Source organism: Maribacter sp. UH1, from assembly GCF_056839145.1.
This window is the reverse complement of record NZ_CM166387.1, coordinates 1,182,571-1,202,117: the sequence shown is the minus strand read 5'-3', so window position 1 is coordinate 1,202,117 and position 19,547 is coordinate 1,182,571. Positions and strand designations below refer to the sequence as shown.

The 19,547-nt window shown below is 31.7% G+C and carries 21 protein-coding genes and 1 tRNA gene; 5 read left to right on the top strand and 17 right to left on the bottom strand.

What is annotated here, in order from left to right; all coding sequences use genetic code 11:
- Nucleotides 1–4: 4 nt before the first annotated feature.
- The 13 genes from UH1x_RS05230 to xerA form a co-directional block, all read right to left on the bottom strand.
- Nucleotides 5–472 carry a DUF1097 domain-containing protein gene (locus UH1x_RS05230; protein ID WP_482625597.1) on the bottom strand — a complete coding sequence of 156 codons (468 nt, stop codon included), beginning with the start codon at nt 470–472 and terminating at the stop codon, nt 5–7.
- Nucleotides 472–1,095: an NAD(P)H-dependent oxidoreductase gene (locus tag UH1x_RS05225; RefSeq protein WP_482625595.1), complete on the bottom strand. Its 624-nt coding sequence runs from the start codon at nt 1,093–1,095 to the stop codon at nt 472–474. Before UH1x_RS05225 ends, UH1x_RS05230 begins: the two co-directional genes overlap by 1 nt.
- A gap of 73 nt (nt 1,096–1,168) precedes the next feature.
- Entirely contained in the window at nt 1,169–1,768 is a 600-nt protein-coding gene (locus UH1x_RS05220; protein WP_482625593.1) for a Crp/Fnr family transcriptional regulator, read from the bottom strand.
- Between the two features lie 1,205 nt (nt 1,769–2,973).
- The gene (locus UH1x_RS05215; protein ID WP_482625592.1) at nt 2,974–3,993 is read right to left on the bottom strand and encodes an FAD:protein FMN transferase; all 1,020 of its coding nucleotides are present in this window, start codon (nt 3,991–3,993) and stop codon (nt 2,974–2,976) included.
- A 50-nt stretch (nt 3,994–4,043) separates the two neighbouring features.
- Nucleotides 4,044–4,496, bottom strand: a complete 453-nt coding sequence (locus tag UH1x_RS05210; RefSeq protein WP_482625590.1) for a carboxymuconolactone decarboxylase family protein — start codon at nt 4,494–4,496, stop codon at nt 4,044–4,046.
- A 79-nt stretch (nt 4,497–4,575) separates the two neighbouring features.
- Nucleotides 4,576–5,145, bottom strand: a complete 570-nt coding sequence (locus tag UH1x_RS05205) for a Crp/Fnr family transcriptional regulator (protein WP_482625588.1) — start codon at nt 5,143–5,145, stop codon at nt 4,576–4,578.
- A 244-nt stretch (nt 5,146–5,389) separates the two neighbouring features.
- Nucleotides 5,390–5,866 (bottom strand): cupin domain-containing protein, encoded by a 477-nt coding sequence (locus UH1x_RS05200; protein WP_482625586.1) that lies wholly within the window; start codon nt 5,864–5,866, stop codon nt 5,390–5,392.
- 253 nt (nt 5,867–6,119) lie between these two features.
- Nucleotides 6,120–6,815: a hypothetical protein gene (locus UH1x_RS05195; RefSeq protein ID WP_482625585.1), complete on the bottom strand. Its 696-nt coding sequence runs from the start codon at nt 6,813–6,815 to the stop codon at nt 6,120–6,122.
- 214 nt (nt 6,816–7,029) lie between these two features.
- Nucleotides 7,030–7,701 (bottom strand): DUF4304 domain-containing protein, encoded by a 672-nt coding sequence (locus UH1x_RS05190; protein ID WP_482625583.1) that lies wholly within the window; start codon nt 7,699–7,701, stop codon nt 7,030–7,032.
- Nucleotides 7,702–7,931: 230 nt separating this feature from the next.
- Entirely contained in the window at nt 7,932–8,447 is a 516-nt protein-coding gene (locus UH1x_RS05185) for a VOC family protein (protein ID WP_482625581.1), read from the bottom strand.
- A gap of 60 nt (nt 8,448–8,507) precedes the next feature.
- Nucleotides 8,508–9,233 carry an AraC family transcriptional regulator gene (locus tag UH1x_RS05180; RefSeq protein WP_482625579.1) on the bottom strand — a complete coding sequence of 242 codons (726 nt, stop codon included), beginning with the start codon at nt 9,231–9,233 and terminating at the stop codon, nt 8,508–8,510.
- 66 nt (nt 9,234–9,299) lie between these two features.
- On the bottom strand, nt 9,300–10,409 hold the full coding sequence (locus tag UH1x_RS05175; protein ID WP_482625577.1) for a PIN domain-containing protein: 1,110 nt from the start codon (nt 10,407–10,409) through the stop codon (nt 9,300–9,302).
- A 62-nt stretch (nt 10,410–10,471) separates the two neighbouring features.
- Nucleotides 10,472–11,602, bottom strand: coding sequence for a site-specific tyrosine recombinase/integron integrase (gene xerA / locus UH1x_RS05170; RefSeq protein ID WP_482625575.1), 1,131 nt, complete (start codon nt 11,600–11,602; stop codon nt 10,472–10,474).
- 91 nt (nt 11,603–11,693) lie between these two features.
- On the opposite strand from xerA, the gene UH1x_RS05165 reads away from it, so the two are divergent.
- Nucleotides 11,694–12,092, top strand: coding sequence for a hypothetical protein (locus tag UH1x_RS05165; RefSeq protein ID WP_482625573.1), 399 nt, complete (start codon nt 11,694–11,696; stop codon nt 12,090–12,092).
- Nucleotides 12,093–12,134: 42 nt separating this feature from the next.
- Here UH1x_RS05165 and UH1x_RS05160 read toward each other — a convergent pair whose 3' ends face one another.
- The 4 genes from UH1x_RS05160 to UH1x_RS05145 all read right to left on the bottom strand — a co-directional run bounded on the left by UH1x_RS05160 (nt 12,135) and on the right by UH1x_RS05145 (nt 14,777).
- Entirely contained in the window at nt 12,135–12,557 is a 423-nt protein-coding gene (locus UH1x_RS05160) for a hypothetical protein (protein WP_482625572.1), read from the bottom strand.
- A 37-nt stretch (nt 12,558–12,594) separates the two neighbouring features.
- Nucleotides 12,595–13,338 (bottom strand): hypothetical protein, encoded by a 744-nt coding sequence (locus UH1x_RS05155; protein ID WP_482625570.1) that lies wholly within the window; start codon nt 13,336–13,338, stop codon nt 12,595–12,597.
- A complete protein-coding gene (locus UH1x_RS05150; protein ID WP_482625568.1) occupies nt 13,331–14,650 on the bottom strand; it encodes a tyrosine-type recombinase/integrase in 1,320 nt (439 codons plus the stop codon). Before UH1x_RS05150 ends, UH1x_RS05155 begins: the two co-directional genes overlap by 8 nt.
- Nucleotides 14,651–14,704: 54 nt before the next feature.
- A tRNA-Met gene (locus tag UH1x_RS05145) sits at nt 14,705–14,777 on the bottom strand.
- A gap of 195 nt (nt 14,778–14,972) precedes the next feature.
- Here UH1x_RS05145 and UH1x_RS05140 point away from each other — a divergent pair.
- The 4 genes from UH1x_RS05140 to der all read left to right on the top strand — a co-directional run bounded on the left by UH1x_RS05140 (nt 14,973) and on the right by der (nt 19,517).
- On the top strand, nt 14,973–16,337 hold the full coding sequence (locus UH1x_RS05140; RefSeq protein ID WP_482625566.1) for an alanine/glycine:cation symporter family protein: 1,365 nt from the start codon (nt 14,973–14,975) through the stop codon (nt 16,335–16,337).
- On the top strand, nt 16,324–17,208 hold the full coding sequence (gene era, locus UH1x_RS05135; protein ID WP_303600908.1) for a GTPase Era: 885 nt from the start codon (nt 16,324–16,326) through the stop codon (nt 17,206–17,208). The genes UH1x_RS05140 and era overlap by 14 nt, the downstream gene beginning before the upstream one ends.
- A gap of 220 nt (nt 17,209–17,428) precedes the next feature.
- Entirely contained in the window at nt 17,429–18,148 is a 720-nt protein-coding gene (locus tag UH1x_RS05130; protein WP_482625563.1) for a NeuD/PglB/VioB family sugar acetyltransferase, read from the top strand.
- 64 nt (nt 18,149–18,212) lie between these two features.
- The gene (der, locus tag UH1x_RS05125; RefSeq protein WP_036156478.1) at nt 18,213–19,517 is read left to right on the top strand and encodes a ribosome biogenesis GTPase Der; all 1,305 of its coding nucleotides are present in this window, start codon (nt 18,213–18,215) and stop codon (nt 19,515–19,517) included.
- Nucleotides 19,518–19,547: the final 30 nt, after the last annotated feature.

Sequence of the window (19,547 nt, the reverse complement as noted above, 5' to 3'; positions counted from 1 at the left end):
ATAATTATTGGCTTTTGGATTCAATTCGCTCACTAATACTTACGTTTATCCAAGCAAAAATATAACCAGAGAGTAGGGTAATGATTAATAAAAGAAAGAGATTTATATCTATTTGTGTTTTTGAACCAAACCAAACAATCATTCCTAAAAAGTAAGCAGGAATAGTATTTAAATATTTTAGTTTGGAGATATAAAATACGCCAATCATAACAATAAATACGATTAAAGGAAATCCTAATGAGCCAAGAGTTTCTGAAAAATAAGTGCCAAAGTATTGAATAATCATCGCTATTAAAATTCCAAAAACTTGTTGTAGAAGAATCAACAATACTGTTTTAATTTTTGTGCCAAATAGATAATAACTTACCCAAGCCATAAATAAAACCCAAGTAGGTAATCCGAGAAAGGATGCTATAAAAACAGCTATTGCTCCGGTTAACCCCATTGTTAATGCTTGTTTTAATGATTTCATTATGCAAATAGAGATTTGATTGACTTTCTAACTTTTGGTGTGTGTTGGGTAGTGTCATTATCACAACGATAACCAATAGTAGCAATAACAGAAGTATTTAGCCCTTGTTCTTTAAGTGCTAATATGTCGTTGTATTTTTTTCTTTCAAAACCTTCCATAGGACAAGCATCTATTTTTAATTCTGCACAAGCATTCAATAAATTTCCTAAGGCAAGATATGTTTGATTAGAAGTCCATTTGTCTTTCTCAATTTTAGATTTATTGTTAACATCTGCTTTAATAAAGTCTGAATAATCTTTTAAATCAGAAATATCAACTTGTTCTATTTGAGATTTTAAGGCGAAGTACTCATCTATATGTTCTTCTGTTACTTTTGAGTAGTTACAAAAAATAACCAAATGAGACGCTTCTGTTATTTGAGTTTGTCCGTAAGAAGCTGATTTTAGTTTTTCCCTTAATTCTTTACTTTCTATAATAAGCACTTTATACAATTGAAGACCATAAGAAGATGCTGATAATTGAATAGCTTTCTTTATTTGTTCTAAGTTTTCTGTAGAAACCTTTTTGGAATTGTCGAATTTTTTAGTGGCATATCTCCACTCTAAATTATTAATTAAGTTCATAATATCTTTTTTATATTGATTAACAGTACAAAGATAAAATGAAGAGTAAAGTTGTGCCTTTACATATGTTGATTTAGGAATCTTTCTTTATATTTTTTCTTATTCTACTTAATTGAGTAGGTGTAATTCCTAAATGAGAAGCTATATGTAATTTTTGTATTCTTTGGTCAATGTTTGGGTGTTTTTGTAGTAGTTTTATATATCTTTCTGTTGCATTTTCCATTACTAAAGAAACTTCTCTTTCTTCTTTTTCAATAATCCAATTCTTTTCCAAATAGGCGATATAGAAATTCTTTAAGTCTATATTTTCCTCAATGAATTGTCTGTATTTGCTATAATTAAAATTGATGAGAATAGTTTCTTCCAAAGCCTCCAGTGTGAAATTAGAAGGGCTGTTTAGAAGATATGAAACGGTGGAGCCTGCAAAATCGGTTTCAAGAAAGATGTTCTTATTATAAATGTTACCATCATAGTCTGTTACATATGCTCTTAAAGCTCCCATGCATACAAAATGCACGTTTTTTGCAACTTGCCCATTTCTTAATAAGATTTCATCTTTTTCTAATTCTTGAAATGTAATTATTGATTCAATTAATGACCAAGACTCTTCTGAAATTACTATATAGCTTTCAAACTTAGATTTTAATTCTGAAATGTATTTTTCTTTTGTCAATAGTGAGTTTTTTTATGACTTACAACGTTTCAGCTATAGTTAGTTGCGTTATTGAAATCCGACGGATTTCCAATAGCGAACTAAGATAATAATTTTACGCTAGATTTTCCATCGGAAAATCCGTAGCAATTAATTATAGGTATTGTTAGAAAATGCTAGCTAGCCAAGCCATACTCAAAAAGACAAGTTTTAGATTAGTTTCGCGTGGTTTTGCCACTTTTAACGTCCGACTGCGACCTTTTGGATGGAAACCTGACCACACGATTAGCTTGCTCTTAGAAAACAGGAAAAGCCAATAGTCCGACTACATATCGATTGCGCAACAGTTGCATACTGGTGGCAAAAGGAAAAGCCCCAAAAGCTGCTTTGATTTTAAGAAGCCCAAACCATAAAATTGGACAACCTTAAACTACTAAAACCGTAGATTTTTTACTTTTCTGATAAACGTGACTACTTACGATAGTTGTTTTTTTTTCTAACACGCAAAAAGTAAAAAATAGGGAAGAACCGAAGATGCTTTTTTTTAATAGCTAGTTTTTTCTAACGTTTCAGCTATTGTTAGTTGCGTTTTTGAAATCCGCCGGATTTCCAATAGCGAACTAAGATAATAATTTTACGTTAGATTTTCCATCGGAAAATCCGTAGCAATTAATTATAGGTATTGTTAGAAAATGCTAGCTAGCCAAGCCATACTCAAAAAGACAAGCTTTAAATTAGTTTCGCGTGGTTTTGCCACTTTTAACGTCCGACTGCGACCTTTTGGATAGAAACCCAACCACACGATTAGCTTGCTCTTAAAAACAGGAAAAGCCAATAGTCCGACTACATAACGATTGCGTAACAGTTGCGTACTGGTGGCAAAAGGAATTAGCCCCGAAAGCTATTTTTTTATTAAGAAACCCAAACCATAAAGTTGGACAACCTTAAACTACTAAAACCGTAGATTTTTTACTTTTCTGATAAACGTGATTACTTGCGATAGTTGGTTTTTTTTCTAACACGCAAAAAGTAAAAAATAGGGGAGAACCGAAGTTACTTTTTTTTAATAGCTCGTTTTTTCTAACGTTGTTGTATATGGTTTGTTGCGTGTTTTAAGCAACTAATTTAGTAAATAATTACCGACCACGAAAGTCCGCGAGGACTTTCGTAAGTAGGCAATAAGCCAGCAATAAATTATATACGGTGTTACCACACGTTTTTTATTCCTATTTTATTATTAATTTTTCAAAGCCTTTGGTAATATATGTTTTCGTTTCTCCCAAAGAATCTGAATAAACCAAATAAGCGTCTATTTCCTTTAATTCAGATAGCAACTTTTTTGATTTCTTAATTCCCATAGCCATAAATGCAGTCGCATAACCATCTGCTTTGGCACAAGTATTTGCAATTACATACGAACTTAAGACATCACTTTGTTCTGCTCTTCCGTTTAGTGGGTTTATTGTATGAACATATCTCTTCTTAGTTATAGAATCAATTCTATATTTTCTAAAATTTCCAGAACCAGCTATTGATTTGTCTATTAGTTTTAATCTAGCTCTGACTGTTCTATTATTAATTTTAGATTCAATACTTTCAATTCCAATAGTCCAATTATCATTATAATTCAAGTTTTTTCCAATTACTCTAATTTCTCCACCAAGTTCTACTCTTAGATTTTCAATACCTTCATTTGCAATTGATTCAACAATTTTATCTATTGTATAGCCTTTTGCAATTGAATTAAAGTCAAGATAAATTTTAGAGTTTTCTTTAACAATTTTACCATTGTCTAATAACTTAACTTTATTGAAACCAACGTAATTCATCATAGAATCTAATTTATAATCAGTAATTAACTTAAGAGGTTTAGTATCTCCAAATCCATATGCATTTCTTAATGTTCCAACAGTTGGGTCAAAAAAGCCTTTAGATTTTTTATATAAATCTTTAGAAAGTTTAAATACATCTTGAAAAAGAATATCTGTGTTGATGTTTGAATTTCCTTTGTTAATTTGAGATATGTCACTATTAGGTATATAAGTGCTCAAAGATTTATTCATTGAATTAATGACAGAGTCAATTCCTTTTTTGATTTTCGGGTTATCATTATTACTATAATATTCTATTTTGTAAGAAGTTCCGATAGCTAATCCTTTTAGGACAATTAATTTTTGTTTTTTTGTTTGACATCCTAAAAGAATTGTAGTAAGTATATAAAGTGAAAATAATTTTAAAATATTCATTTTGTTTTTGATTTTTGTCAAATGTGTGGTAACGGTTTTTGGCAACAGTATTATTTTTTTACTTCATAATTTCCTGCTGTAAATTTAAACGTTCTGACTAATCTTGTCCAAGTATTTAATTGAGAAATAGCAAAAGTTAAGTTGCAAATTTCTTCCGTGTCAAAGAATTTAGTTAGAGAATTGAAAATTTCATCTGAAATATCTTTTTCATTTATTTCTGTCAACGCTTCTGTAAATTGAAGAACTGCTTTCTCTTTTTCGGTGAAGAATGAAGTTTCATTCCAAACACTAATTGTTGACATACGTAATTCGGTTTCTCCTGTATCTTTTAATTCCTTATAATGCATATCAATACAGTAGGCGCATTTGTTAATTTGAGCTACTCGTAAACGCATTAACTCTAAAAGTTGTAAGTCTAATGTTGATTTTTTAATATAATTTTCAATTCCCATTAATTTTTCTACCATTCCTTTTGGGATTTGGCTAAATGTAATTCGTTCCATAATTTATATTATTTTAATTATGTAACAAATTTATTATATACCTGTATCTTAAAAATTAAGATATATTAAGAAATGAAAATCAGTTAATTTTTCTCAGCTCACTTAAATATTCAGGTGTAATTTCTAAATATGAGGCAATCATATATTGAGGAACTCTCTGACTGAAATTTGGGAAATGTTTTATTAAATCATCATGTCTATCTTTGCTTTTCATTTGCAAATAGATGTCGTTTCTACGTTGAATAGCAATTAGCATATTTTCCGTGATGATTCGGAATAGTCTTTCAAGTTTAGGAATAGAAATGTAGAGGTTTTCTAAATCTTCTTTGTTAAGCATTAATATTTGAGTTTTCTCAAGAGCTTGAATAAATGAAAGAGAAGGTGTTTGGTTGATAAAACTTTCCATATTTGTTACCCACCAATTTTCAAGAGCAAATTGAGTTATTTTTTCATTCCCTTTGTTATCAATGTAAAAAGAGCGAACTAATCCATTTATGATGAAATAGTTTTTTTTACATACTTGTCCTTCTCGAAGTATATAATCTTTTTTTTGAAATGTTTTTGGTATTAATTTAGAATAAATTTCGTCTATTTCGGTGTCTTTAAACTCAACATATCTATTGAAATATTTTTTGATTTGTTCTTTCATTTATGTTGAGTTTTTTTATGTGTGGTAACGGTTTAGCTATGAACAGTACGGGAGCAAATTAGCTTTTACTTTCCGTTTGGTACTTAGCCAAAGCTTTTTGTTTTGCTTTTTCTTTTTTATTTAATGCCAAATCCAAAAGGTTTGGCGGTTTTTGTTGATATACCAGGTTTATAACTTAAGCAGCGAAGCCCGTATTGTTTATAGGTTGTGTTGTACGCTGGCATTTCCGTCCGAGTGTGTTATTTCAATTACTTTTTAGTTTTTCAGCTACTTCATCATAATATTCCTGAGTAACTACTTCAGTCCAAGAAGTTGGTTGTCCACCACCATATAAAGCCAAATATGTTACATCACTAAGCTTTGAAGAGGAATGCCAATGTTCGATATCTTTCTCACATTTAATTACATCTCCTTCTTTCAAAATTACAGGCTCATTTCCTTTCTCTTGATAATAGGCTTCTCCATCCACAATTATTAAGACTTGCGCCGTTCCATGTTTATGCCAGTCCAAGGTTGAGTTTGCTTTAAAAGTTGCTTTTGTAATATTATATCCCAATTCCTCATCATCGTGAATAATGGCATTCAACCAAGCTTCTCCGATATAATGAGTATTTGGCGCTTTTGTTCCATCTGTTAAATATGAGGATACCTTGTAATCTGAGTTTTGGGAAAATACAGATACAGAGGTTAAAATTAATAGGAGGAAAATTGATTTTTGCATTTTCTTGAAGTTTAAATATTTCTTGTTTGTTCCGATTTTCATGCTTGCGTACAACGGTCAGGCTATGATTAGTGTGGGGCGGTGATTTACGATTCCCATGCCGTCACAGCTCGAAGCCAAATCTTTTTGTTTTGTTTTATTTTTTCTTGTCTAAAGCAAAATCCCAAAGATTTTGCGACCTCATAAATATACACAGACCTTGGCGTATAAACCTTAACCCCACATTAATTATAGCCATTGTTGTAAAACGTACTTATTTTTCCGTGTCGATTAACCATGGGTAAGTAAATTCCGTTGCTTTTGTCAATTCCTTTTGTAATTTTTCACGGTCTAAATCAAATTCAGAATATTCTACTCGTTTATAGAGTAGATTATAAGCCGATTGATGAAGTCCATATTTTTTTAGAGTTAGAAAGTCCAATTTCGCTTTTTTCGAATCCAGATTGTCATTGTCAAATTCAATTTTTAAAAGGTCAACCAAAGTGTCATTCACAAACTCGTTTTCGTAACTCAGACGTTCTTTATTCGATTTCATAGAGTTGAATTCTCGGATAATTTCATAAACGATTGAATCATTTTTATCGATTCTTCTGCGATTCCAAAATTCAGCGTAATATTTAGCTTGTATTTCTGGTTTGTTGTAAGTCAGTTGTAAACTGTCTAAAACATCCTCAAAATTTCGTTTTATATAAATATCATGGACAATGAATATATTGTTACTTTTAAAAATCAGATTTTCGAGTTTTTCATATCCGACTTTTTTAAATGATTCATGAACCATTTTAAGATTTTCGGGTTTTCTAATCCATGCACTTTTTGTCCATTCCGTGTTGTTTAAACCGAAAAATGAAATCTGTTTTTCTACATAAACTTCCGATTCATTTTTTTCTTTGCTAGCGCAAGAAATTAGTAATAAAACCAGAATATTTAATGTTAGCAGTTTGTTCATTTGTATGTTTTACAACGTCTACGTATAAGAAACGTAGGGCAGTTAACAAGCACTATCGTTTCAATATATAACTTAGCTAAATATAAATATTTTGCTTTTATCTTTTCCTCTTTAAACGCCAAATTTTATATTTGGCGGACTTTGTAAATATGCCCAAACTTTCGATTAAGCCACAAATGCCCTATGTTTTTTATACAATGTTGTAGGTAGTTTTTTATTCAACTGTTAGTTTTTTTATTTGATTTTCAATGAATCTTTCAGTTTCTCTATACGATTTGGTTTTTCTGCCAACTAACAATCTTTTTCCAAGTTCATTAACTCCTTCAATTCCGATTTGAGAAAATTCTTTGGCTATAGTTTTATTACCAATTATAAGATTTATTTCTTTTAAAAGGTTCGCCAATTCTATGTGATTTCCAACAAAATATTTTCCAAGGATTTTATAATTATTACTGTTTCGTAAATCATTCGGTTTTATTTTATCAAAAGGATGAGGAAAGTCAGCAAAATCATTATAGAATTTTGTTCCGTGTTTTTCAAACGCATTCCAAATTGAGTTTACCGATTCAATATTCTTTTCGAGGTCATTACTGAAATTCCAATGGTAGTCTCCATCTCCTTTTGGCGATAATCTTTTTCTAATTAAAGAACTCGCATATGTGCTTTTGTCAAAATTCAAACTAGCTAAATCTGGTATAAAATCAAAATGAATGGCAGTTTCACAACAAACTGAACCTCCATACCAACTGCCTTGAATTCCAAAAAGATTTCCAATATGATTTTCTTCCATTTTTCTAAAATGAAATCCAGAACCTTTCCAGCCTAATTCACGAATTTTTGGTGAAAAATGTTTTGCTACTAATTTTTTAAATTCAGCTGCATTCATTGTCGTTATACTGTTTGTTTAAATTACCTACAACGTTCAGTATAAGAAACGTAGGGCAGGTGATAAGCACTTTCGTTTCGGTATATTACTTAGCTAAATATAAATATTTTGCTTTTATCTTTTCTATTATAAATGCCAAATTTTATATTTAGCGGACTTCATTAATATTCACAAACCTTTCGGTTTAGCACAAACGCCCTATGTTTTTTATACATTGTTGGCGGTAGTTTTTATTCCGCAGTTTGAATTGGTGTGCAAATCTCAATAATAAATCCGTTTAAATCTCTCAGATAACCAACTTGTTGTCCCCAAGGCTTTGTTACTGTTTCTTCCAAAAGTACTGCTCCGTTTTTAATTGCACTTTCCATTACTTTTTCAACTTCTGATGTCGTAAATGCTAATTCAATTCCAAATGGCTTTTCATTCAAATTACTTTCTAAAAAACCTTTTTTTAAGTTCGAATTACCAAGCTCAATATTGGCAAATGCGATTGTTGTGTTTCCTGATATGATTTCGCCATAGTCATTTTCAGGTGTCAGGAATTTTTGTTCAAATCCAAATGCTTTCTTGTAGAATTCTATTGTTGTAGGTATGTCTTTTACGTAGAGGATTGTGTATGCGTACTGAATGTCCATTTCTTTTGTTTTAAGTTCGTGATTATCAACAATACTTTTTTCTGGGTTATTGACCTTATTTTTACAAGAGATAACCATAATTAAACTGATTGATATAACCCAAAATTTCATATTGTTATTTTGTTACAAAGTTACTCGACTTTAAAAATATTACTTTGTAAAAAAACGACATTATCTAAAGAAGCTTGGATTTTCTCCTGCAATTCGGTTGAATTCATAATTCATATGAGAATGGTCAAAAAAACCTGTATCAAAAGCAATTTCTAAAAGGCTTGTTTCGGTAAAGGATTTAATTAGTTTTTTAGCATTTTTGAAGCGTACCACATTTGAAAATTCCTTTATAGTCAAACCGATGTAACTTTTAAAACGTCTCTCTAATTGTCTTAAACTTATGTTGTTCGACTTTGCTATTTCGCTAATATTGATATTTCCTTTTAATAACCTTATTTTTTGTGCTACCGACAGAACCAATTTATCTTGTCTTTGATAGTTTTTTTGAAATGATGTTGCTATAAAATTTTCAAGGAAATTAACTTTATCTACTGTTCGCTTTAAATTATTTAATAGGCTTAATTTATCTTGTTCGCAGACAGGAAATATTTGTGATAATTCAACTCGTAAGTTTTTAGTTTCGTTTAGCGGAATTTTTGATAGAGAACCAAATTTTTCGGCTTTGAAACGAACTCCGATTAAATCCGATTCGGTTGATAATTCCGGAAGTTGATAATTTGTCATAATTCCCGATATAAAACCTTTATTTTGGTTAATGTCAAATATAATATCGGTACAAGTATCAGGTAATACTTTGAAGTTTTCACTCGCTTTATTATTCGAGAATGTCCAAAATGAGTCGATTAAATGCTTAAGTCTTTCTGATGGTTTTATCTCTTGGTACATTGTTTTTTGAATTACCGCCAACGTTTAATGTATGGTGTCGTAGCTATCCCGCAGGGTAGCTATGCACTATACATAGTGTTGTGAATAGTTTTCATTTATTTTATTTATCTGACAGCTTTTTACATTCAAATTACTGTCTATAATCAATGACATTGATAGCGGTACCAAAACTTCTGTTTCAGCTAACATTACCCATTTGTTCCAATCAGAGTCTTGAATTGAAATGTGTTTATCATCATTCATAGACCAATAATCACTTTTGTCAATGAAAAAATCAATCACTGAATTAACTTCAAACTCTACGTCTACCAAGAAATCAGTAGCATTCAATTTTTTAACTGAAGTTATAGTCTCTTCAAAGTCCTCATAAATACTACTTACCGTAGGTTCGTTTTGTTCTTCTCCAAAATCTACGTCATAGTGGTATAACTCAGAGCCGACATAGTTTTTAAATAAATAGTTTGTTATGACAGTATGTATGTCTAAGTCCCAAAGTTCTTTTTGAACTAATTTCTTTTCGAAACTCTTAGACTGTTCGAAAAACAACTTGGTTTGCTTGTCATTAAATTCACTCAGGCTTGGGTAAACAATTACAGATTTGGAATCAAAATCTTCATCTTCTAGTTCTGATATTAAATCCGGGTGTAATTCATATTCGTTGGTTGCGAAATCTTTGTAATTATTAGAGATAAAAACCAATTCAGGTTGAGAAACGGCACTTTCACTCTCCGTTAATAATCCTTTTATATTTTCCCAAATCAGACAATCTCGATAACCTTTTTCATTTGCATTAAAGGGTTTTAGTTTGTTGATTGCCTTATTAGCTAAAAATTTATGGTCAGTTTCTGGGTATTTAATTATTTCAATAGAGTTGTCCTTTACAATTTTTCTTAAATGTTTCTGATAATCTGAAACAGATTTTTCAATTATGTTTGTCGTAACTGGATTCTTTTCTTCTTTCCTCGATAACTTTTTAAATGTTTTCAATTCAGAGTCAATTTTTCGTTTAGAATCTTCGAGTCTTTTACTGTATTTGTTGACTACTTCGTCCAAAACAACTTCTGGTATATAAATCTTGATATCATCTTTTTTCGCACTTTCAAATAGAAGCTTGAAGTTGGTCGATTCTAACCAAAAATCAGCGATAATAATATTTGAATCAAGTACGATTTTCATTTATTCCAATTATTCACAACGTAGGTATAATGAACATATGTTCATTATATAACATATGTTTTTCACAAATCTAAAGGATTTTTAATTGAGCTGAAGGTTGAAGTAGCTACATGAGTGTATATTTCAGTTGTTTTACTTGAACTATGTCCTAATAAAACTTGAATTTGTCTTAAATCTACTCCGGCCTCCAATAAGTGTGTTGCGAAACTATGCCTTAACATATGCGGTGTAACCCTTATTCTAATTCCTGCCTTTTTTGCTGCCCTTGTTACAATTACAGCAATGCTTTGTCCTGAATATTGACCTCCATATTGTCCTTCAATAATATATTTTTTTGGCCTCCATTTTTTATAATAAATTCTTAGGTCATCAAGAATTTGATTTGAAAGAAGACTATATCTGTCTTTATTGCCCTTACCAGATTCTATTCGTATCAACATTCTATTACTATCAATATCGCTCAATTTTAAGTTTATTAATTCATTTCTGCGAAGTCCAGCCGAATATAAAAGCCCTACTATACACCTATGCTTAAGGTTATTGGTGTTGTCCAATATTTTCATTACTTCCGATTTTGAAATTACCTGAGGTAATTTTTTCTCTTTTCTTGGTCTATCGATAGAATAAAATCTGTTTGGCATCCCTAAGACTATCTCATAATAAAATTTTATACTATTAATAGACTGGTTTATATATGAGTTAGATCGGTTTTCCTGTACTAATTTTTGAAGATATAGTCTAATATCTTCATCATTGATAGTCGATAACTTCTTTTCATTAAAGAAATTTATAAATGCCTCAAATAGTGAGACATATGATTTTACTGTATTATTAGCATACTTTTTAATTTCAAGTTTAACCAGATATTCTTCAGGGCAGCTTCGGTAATTTTGTTTTAATTCTCGTTTTCTAAACCATTCGACATTAACAGGTTCGTTATGATTTTGAAATAGATTTTTTTCATAAAAAAAATTACAGTTAACCCAGACAACACCTCTAAAGATTTGAAAAATTTTATCTAAATGAGATTTTGAATTAGGTAGATATGCCATGTTGAACTCATTGCTCCATTTTATTCCTGGTATTTCTTTAAGTAAGGCTTGTATTACCTTATCTGTATAAAATTGAATACCGATACACTTTTTATCGTTGATCAAAAGATGTTTTAATGTTATACTTCTTTTTCGTTCCATGAATAATTCTACTAGTAAATTAAAACTTATAAACGATTTAACCGTATCTTATGTGTATAGTATACGTATAATAAACAGTTAATTAACTAACGTGAGATTACATAAAGAATGTGTTCATTGTAATAAAGAATTGGAAGGAAGAACGGATAAAAAATTTTGTGATTCACATTGTAGAAGTGCTTATCAATACAAGAATGAAAAGCAACATCCTGAGCGTTTTTATAATCAGGTAGATAATCAATTGAAATTGAACCGTAAGTTACTTAAAGAGTATAATAAAGGAGGAAAGGTTACAATAAGAAGTAATGTTTTGCTAGAATCTGGGTTTAATCCAAACTTCTTCACGCATTATTGGAAAAACCAAAATGGTCAAGTTTATTTTTTTATTTATGAGTATGGTTTTTTAATTAGGAAAGAAAATGGCAAAGAAAAATATGTTTTAGTGCTATGGCAAGATTATATGGCTAAGAATATGAAATCTACTATCTGAACTGTTTTTTTTGCTGATTAAATAACAGCTGATTATACAGTTTTATTTATAAATTAAATTGCCGGTAACAATATCATAATATGCTGATCTTCCATGAATATCCCTATTTATATTTTTGATTATATAATAACGTGATTTCAAAAATAATTTTAAATCTTCAATATCTTTTTTAGTAGCAGGTTTGTTAGCGTTTGGGGTTATAATGTTTTTTGCTATTTCTGCAACAGCAGCTCCTGCGGCAGCATTTCCAATTCCTGCTAAAGACATTTTTTCATGTAAGCTTGGGTTTTGAACTAAAACAGGTTTCTCATCTATAGAGTTTATAGCTGGTACCTTCAATTCTTTAATCTGTTGGTTGTTTTTCCAGTTTAAACTACGGCAAGAGTTGCTACAGAACTTTTGCGCACCTCTTCTTTTTGGAACATAGTCACCACCACAATACTTGCAAATTTCAGTTTTTGTCATAATTATGCGTAAATTAAACGTTTAATTTACGCATAATTTATTTAAGTACTTTTGAATCAATATTGAAAATACGTTTTAATAGAATCGTTTCTGCCTCAGAATCAGAAATCAGAGGTTGTTTTTTATTTTTGCTGTCCTGTGTTTTTTTATTTGTAGAAGTGGGAAGGTTTTCATGCAGCTCTTCTTGTAAATCTAATACTCCCGGTATTACATTTTGTGTATCCCTAGTATAAAAAAGCTTGGATATATGTGGGAAAGATGACTCTAACGATTTTCCGATATTAAAATTACCTTTCGGCAAAGATTGCATATCGGGATAAAACTGTTTTAGAATAGTTTTAAAATGTGACTTGTGAAAATTATATTGGAGTTTAAACAAACCTAAAATAGTGTCCTCTTGAGGAAGTACTTGGGTTATATTTTTATTCAGCCAATTTGTAATAAAATATAAGCACTCAACCTGCTCGAAATATAATTCTAGAATGTAATTAAATTCCTGTGGATTGGAATTTGCTTTTGCATTTAATAATTGACGAGTACTTTTTTTTAATGTACTGTCTTTAAGTAATATCATGCTATTGTCCCTATCTAATTCGTAAAATGTAGGTCCCTTGTGATAATCTATAACTAATATTTTATTACGAAATTTTTCAAATTCTATTTCTTCATGATTTTCTAAGAATTCATTTGAAATTTCATTGTCTGGGACGAAAAATAATAGTTCTTCCCATAGCCTTGAAATCAGGTTCTTATATAATATTTCTAAAGGCGTATTATTCATGTACATTTTTTAACATTGTTGAATAATCTTCGGGTAGTTCTGCATCTATATCCCTTAAATACTTTTCTAAGGCAGTCATGGAAGAGTGGCCTGTTATCAACATCAACTTACTTTTAGCCTCAAAAGGGGAGGAGTCCTTCATTAAAGCCCTATAAACTTTAGTAATGTAAGTGTGCCTAAAACTATATAGCCCATAATTTATTCCTAATTTAAAATGCTCTTTAACGACTTTTCTAAAACGTTTGCTGAAATAGTCTCGCCTATTATCTACAAGGGTATCCCATTCGCCGCCAATTTTTTCCGGTGTAAATAAGACGGCTTCTTTATCCAATTTCGTGAGGTCTGGCAAGTCGTTCCATAACAGCTCTGGTATAATTTTGGTTTTTAATGGGCTGTTCTTTGCTTTAAATTGTATTCGTCTATTTTTTATATCAATATCTTTTACTCTAAGTCGGCAGACTTCTATTGGTCTTAAAAAGTTATAAGAGATAAATTTAATGTAGAGTAATAGAATTGGGTCTTGAATTTCTAAATATTCAAAAATTTCCTCTTGAATATTCTGGGAATATGTTTTATTACGTTCTGGTGTAGATTTTAGTTTAGGTATTTTCTTTACGAAATTTTGTTCTATGATTTCATTATCGACAAGTACTTGTATAATACTACTTAGGTCGGTTTTGTAATTATTTCTTGTTCGAGCGCTATTCTTTAGTAGAACATCGTTCAAAAATCCTACAACAAGCTTTTTGTTAAGCTCAGGTATGAACTTTATTTCGGGGTGATTTACTGAAAGCCATTCCAAAAGGTTTTTTATTTTGCTTTCATAATCTCTTTTGGTACTAGGGCTCACCAATTTTTCTTTTAGCTTCATTCCAAACTCAAAAGCTTCTTTAACGGTCATTGATGTATTCTCCTGTAGTGGTGCGGGTTTTTCTAAATTATTATTGGATAGATCAACAGGAGCTGCAACATTGTTTTTGCGATTTAAACTTTGATATAATTCTAAGTTATTGGAATAAGGATTATAACCTTGGTTCAGTAGTCGTAATAAAACTTTTCTATAGATGACCAAAACGGACATTCTATCTTCCTTGGTTTTATATTTATTTGCATCTCCGTAAAAAGGAGTATGCCGCTTTAATCTCCCGCTTTTTGGATCACGAAAAGAGAAATATACATACCAGCGCTTTTTTAAATCGCCGTTGGCAGAATATATTTTAGGGATGGAGAAGTTTCTCTTTACAGACAAATCGTATGCACTTTCGTATTCATTTTCGTATTCAAAGGTAACTAACTCCTTAAAATTAGGCATAAAAAAACGGTTTAGCGAAAACTAAACCGTTGTTTTTAAATACTTTAAACTTAGTAGCGGGGACTGGACTCGAACCAGCGACCTTCGGGTTATGAGCCCGACGAGCTACCTACTGCTCTACCCCGCGATATGGGTTTTTTATCTCACTTGTCTTGCGACTTCAGGTCATTAAGCTGACGAAATAAAGGTGCGCTACTATTTGTAGCGGGGTGCAAATATACAACACATTTTCTCTTAATTCCAAACTTATTTAAATAATATTTTTCAAGAGCATTATCTTTTAAAAAACATTAAATCCATAACTTCGGTTTTTTACAATTCTATGGATACAATTAATGACTTTATAGCAAGCGCATTGCCATATACTGAGTGGCCAATGTTTCTTTTATTAATAGGCGGTGGACTCTTTCTTGTCTTTTATTCAAAACTAATGCCTTATCGTTTTTTTGGTCATGCAATCGCAATTACTGCGGGTAAATATGATAATAAAGACTCAAGGGGAGATGTTAGTTCTTTTCAAGCCTTGTCAGCAGCTGTTGCGGCAACAGTTGGTTTAGGAAATATTTCAGGAGTTGCGATCGCAATACATGATGGCGGGCCAGGTGTGGTTTTTTGGATATGGATGACTGCATTGATCGGTATGTGTATAAAGTTTTATTCCTGTAGTTTGGCAATTATGTATCGTGGAACGGATTCGGATGGTAAGTTGCAAGGTGGTCCTATGTACTATATCACAAAAGGTCTGGGTGAAAAGGCTAAACCTTTAGCTGTATTTTTCGCAATTTGTGGACTATTTGGATTTTTAGGTGTGTTCACTGCTAACCAGTTTACGGAAACTTTTATGAGTGTAGTTGATCCTGGGGCTACCATCATGGATATGAGCGACGAGAATTGGAAATGGACTATAGGTCTTATATTGGCTGTCATAACCTCATTTGTGATTTTCGGCGGATTAACCAAGATAGCGAAAGTTGCATCTGCAATAGTTCCGTTCATGGTAGCTGTATATTTAGTAGCTGTAATAGCTGTAATGGCTATGAATTCAAGTCAAATAGTCCCAGCTTTGAAAATGATATTTACAGAAGCTTGGAACTTTAAATCTTTAGCTACTGGAGGATTCTGGGGCTTGGTCATCATTGGTGTTCGTAGGGCGATGTTTTCAAATGAAGCAGGTTTGGGTAGTGCGCCAATGTACCATGGGCAATCTAAGAATGATGAACCAATTCGAGAGGGGTTGGTTGCCATGTTAGGTCCGTTTATAGATACCATTCTAGTATGTACATTTACTGCAATAGTTATCATATTAAGCGGTGCATATTTAGAAGATTCTAGCGGAATCGTAATGACGTTATCGGCTTTTGAAAGAACCTTATTTGGTTGGGGAGATGTATTGTTAATGGTCATTGTAACTGCCTTTGCATTGTCTACCTTGTTTACCTATTCGTATTACGGCGTTAAATCTTTGTCTTTCTTGACCAATGCTAAAATCGGTAAGTTTTACAATTGGTATTTTGTAATAATGATTGTCTTCGCTGCAGTAGCATCATTGGAGTTGGTAAAGAATTTAATTGATTTGTCGTACGCACTAATGGTGATACCTAATATGATTGCCGTACTTTTGTTGGCTCCAAAGGTAAATGTGGAATTGAAGAAATATATATTAAAGTATAGAGATGGCAGATCATAAGGCAGGCTTCGTAAATATTATTGGTAATCCTAATGTTGGTAAATCAACTTTGATGAATGCTTTTGTGGGTGAAAAATTATCCATAATAACATCAAAGGCACAAACAACAAGGCACCGTATTTTAGGTATTGTAAACGGAGATGATTTTCAGATGATTTTGTCTGATACTCCAGGTATCATAAAACCTGCATATCAGCTTCAAAGTAGTATGATGGATTTTGTGAAATCTGCTTTTGAAGATGCCGATGTACTTTTGTATATGGTTGAAATAGGGGAGAAGGCATTAAAAGATGAGGCTTTCTTTGAGAAAATTAAAAATAGTAAAATTCCTGTTTTATTATTGTTGAACAAGGTAGATACCGCTACTCAAGAATTGTTGGAAGAGCAGGTTCAGTATTGGCAAGAAATGTTGCCGAGTGTTGAGTTGCATCCTATATCTGCATTATCTAATTTTAATGTTAAAGGTGTTTTTGAGCGTATTATAGAATTGTTGCCAATGTCACCGGCATATTATCCTAAAGACCAATTAACGGATAAGCCAGAACGTTTTTTTGTAAATGAAACTATACGCGAGAAAATCTTATTGAACTACAAAAAGGAAATTCCTTATGCAGTTGAAATAGAAACTGAGGAATTTTTTGAAGATGAGGATATCATACGTATGCGAGCCGTAATTATGGTAGAGCGCGATTCTCAAAAAGGTATTATTATTGGTCATAAAGGTTCGGCTCTAAAAAAAGTAGGGGTAGAAGCTAGAAAAGACTTGGAGAAATTCTTCGGCAAACAAGTCCATATAGAATTATATGTAAAAGTGAATAAAAACTGGCGTAGTAATGCACGTCAACTGAAGCGATTCGGTTATAATAAGTGATTAATAAATTTATTGAACCAATATCATTTGTCTTTTTTTTGATTTAATCATAGAATTTCATTTTTAATGAACATTTAATTGTTAGATGTTTGCTTACGATTTCTAATGCTTATGTATCTTTTTCATAAAATTATTAATTCAAAATAAGATTTAATTCTTGCTTTTAAAAAGAATAGTCTATTTTTGTTTTATCGATTAAGTGTATAAAATCCCCGATGAAATGCAAAATGTAATTATATTTGGTGCCTCTGGTCATGGTAGTGTCGTTTTGGATTGCATAGAAAAAGAGGGTAAATACAATGTTGTTGGTTTTGTTGATTCTTTCAAGCAAAAAGGAACTAATATTAATGGATATCAAGTTTTAGGTTCGGAAAAGGATTTACCGTACTTAATTGATAGTTTTAATATTGCTGGTGGTATTGTAGCCATTGGGGATAATTGGGTGAGAAAATTTATAGTAGATAAAATTTTTAAAATTGTTCCAAATTTTTGTTTCATAAATACTATCCATCCTAAAGCTATTCTTGGAAAAGATATTCTACTGGGTTGTGGTAACGTATTTATGCCAGGTTCAATAGTAAATGCAAATTCTATTGTCCATGACTTTTGTATTATAAATACAAATTCTTCCTTAGGTCATGATGGTATTATGGATTCATATTCAAGTTTGGCGCCATCGGTATGTACAGGTGGAAATTTAAAACTGGGCAGGTTTTCTGCCATTAGTCTAGGGGTAAATATTGTAAATGGTATAGAAATCGGTCAACATACGGTAATTGGAGCTGGAGCTTTAGTTGTTGATCATTTTGGAGATAATATAGTTGCTTATGGTTCGCCAGCAAGAATTGTTCGACAAAGGGTAGTAGGGGAATCTTATCTATCTACTCTTAAAAAGCAACAACTTCCTAAATTAGAATCTTTTAAAGAGATTGAAATCTAATCTCTCTAATTAACTTATAGTGTAGTTGCCACTTTAAATATTACCTTTGCACCAAATTTAAGCTATGGGTGCTATTGTTGCCATTGTAGGGAGACCTAATGTAGGAAAATCAACATTTTTTAATAGATTAATTCAAAGACGCGAGGCTATTGTTGATGCCGTTAGCGGCGTTACTCGTGATCGCCATTATGGTAAGAGTGATTGGAACGGTAAAGAGTTTTCAATTATCGATACTGGCGGATATGTTGTTGGTAGTGATGATGTCTTTGAGAAGGAAATTGATAGGCAAGTTGAACTGGCAATAGAAGAAGCTGATGCCATAATATTTATGGTAGATGTGGAGACCGGGGTAACCGGTATGGATGAAGATGTTGCTAAATTATTAAGACGAGTTAAAAAGCCGGTTTTTTTAGCGGTGAATAAAGTGGACAATGCTAAAAGAGCGGAAGATGCTGTTGAATTTTATTCTTTAGGTCTTGGTGAGTATTTTACATTGTCCAGTATAAATGGTGGTGGATCTGGGGAACTGCTAGATGCTTTGGTAGAAAAATTGCCAGATGTAGTTGAGGAAGAAAGTGACTTACCAAGGTTTGCGGTAGTTGGTAGACCCAACGCAGGAAAGTCTTCATTCATCAATGCTTTGATTGGTGAGGATAGATATATAGTAACGGATATCGCCGGTACTACAAGAGATAGTATCGATACAAAATATAATAGATTCGGATTTGAATTTAACCTCGTAGATACGGCAGGTATTCGTCGTAAGGCAAAGGTGAAAGAAGATTTGGAATTTTATTCTGTAATGCGTTCTGTAAGAGCGATTGAGCATTGCGATGTCTGTATTTTAATGTTGGATGCAACAAGAGGATTTGATGGTCAAGTAGAAAATATATTTTGGCTTGCTCAGCGTAATCATAAGGGAATAGTAATTCTTGTGAATAAGTGGGATTTGGTCGAGGATAAAGAGACCAATACCATAAAACACTATACCGATAAAATTAAAAAAGCCATTGAGCCATTTACAGATGTGCCTATTCTTTTTGTTTCTGTATTGACAAAGCAACGTATTTTTAAGGCAATAGAGACTGCAGTTGAGGTGTATAATAATCGTAACAAAAAGATTATTACACGTAAGTTCAATGAAACGATGTTGCCAATAATTGAAAACTATCCTCCACCGGCATATAAAGGGAAGTTTGTTAAGATTAAATTCTGTACACAATTACCGACTCCGTATCCGCAGTTTGCATTTTTTTGTAACCTTCCACAATATGTGCGTGAGCCATATAAGCGTTATCTAGAGAATAAAATTCGTGAAGAATATGATTTCTCTGGTGTGCCTATCACTGTGTTTATGAGAAAGAAGTAAAGATTTTGTATTTTTCTGTAGTTCAATTAA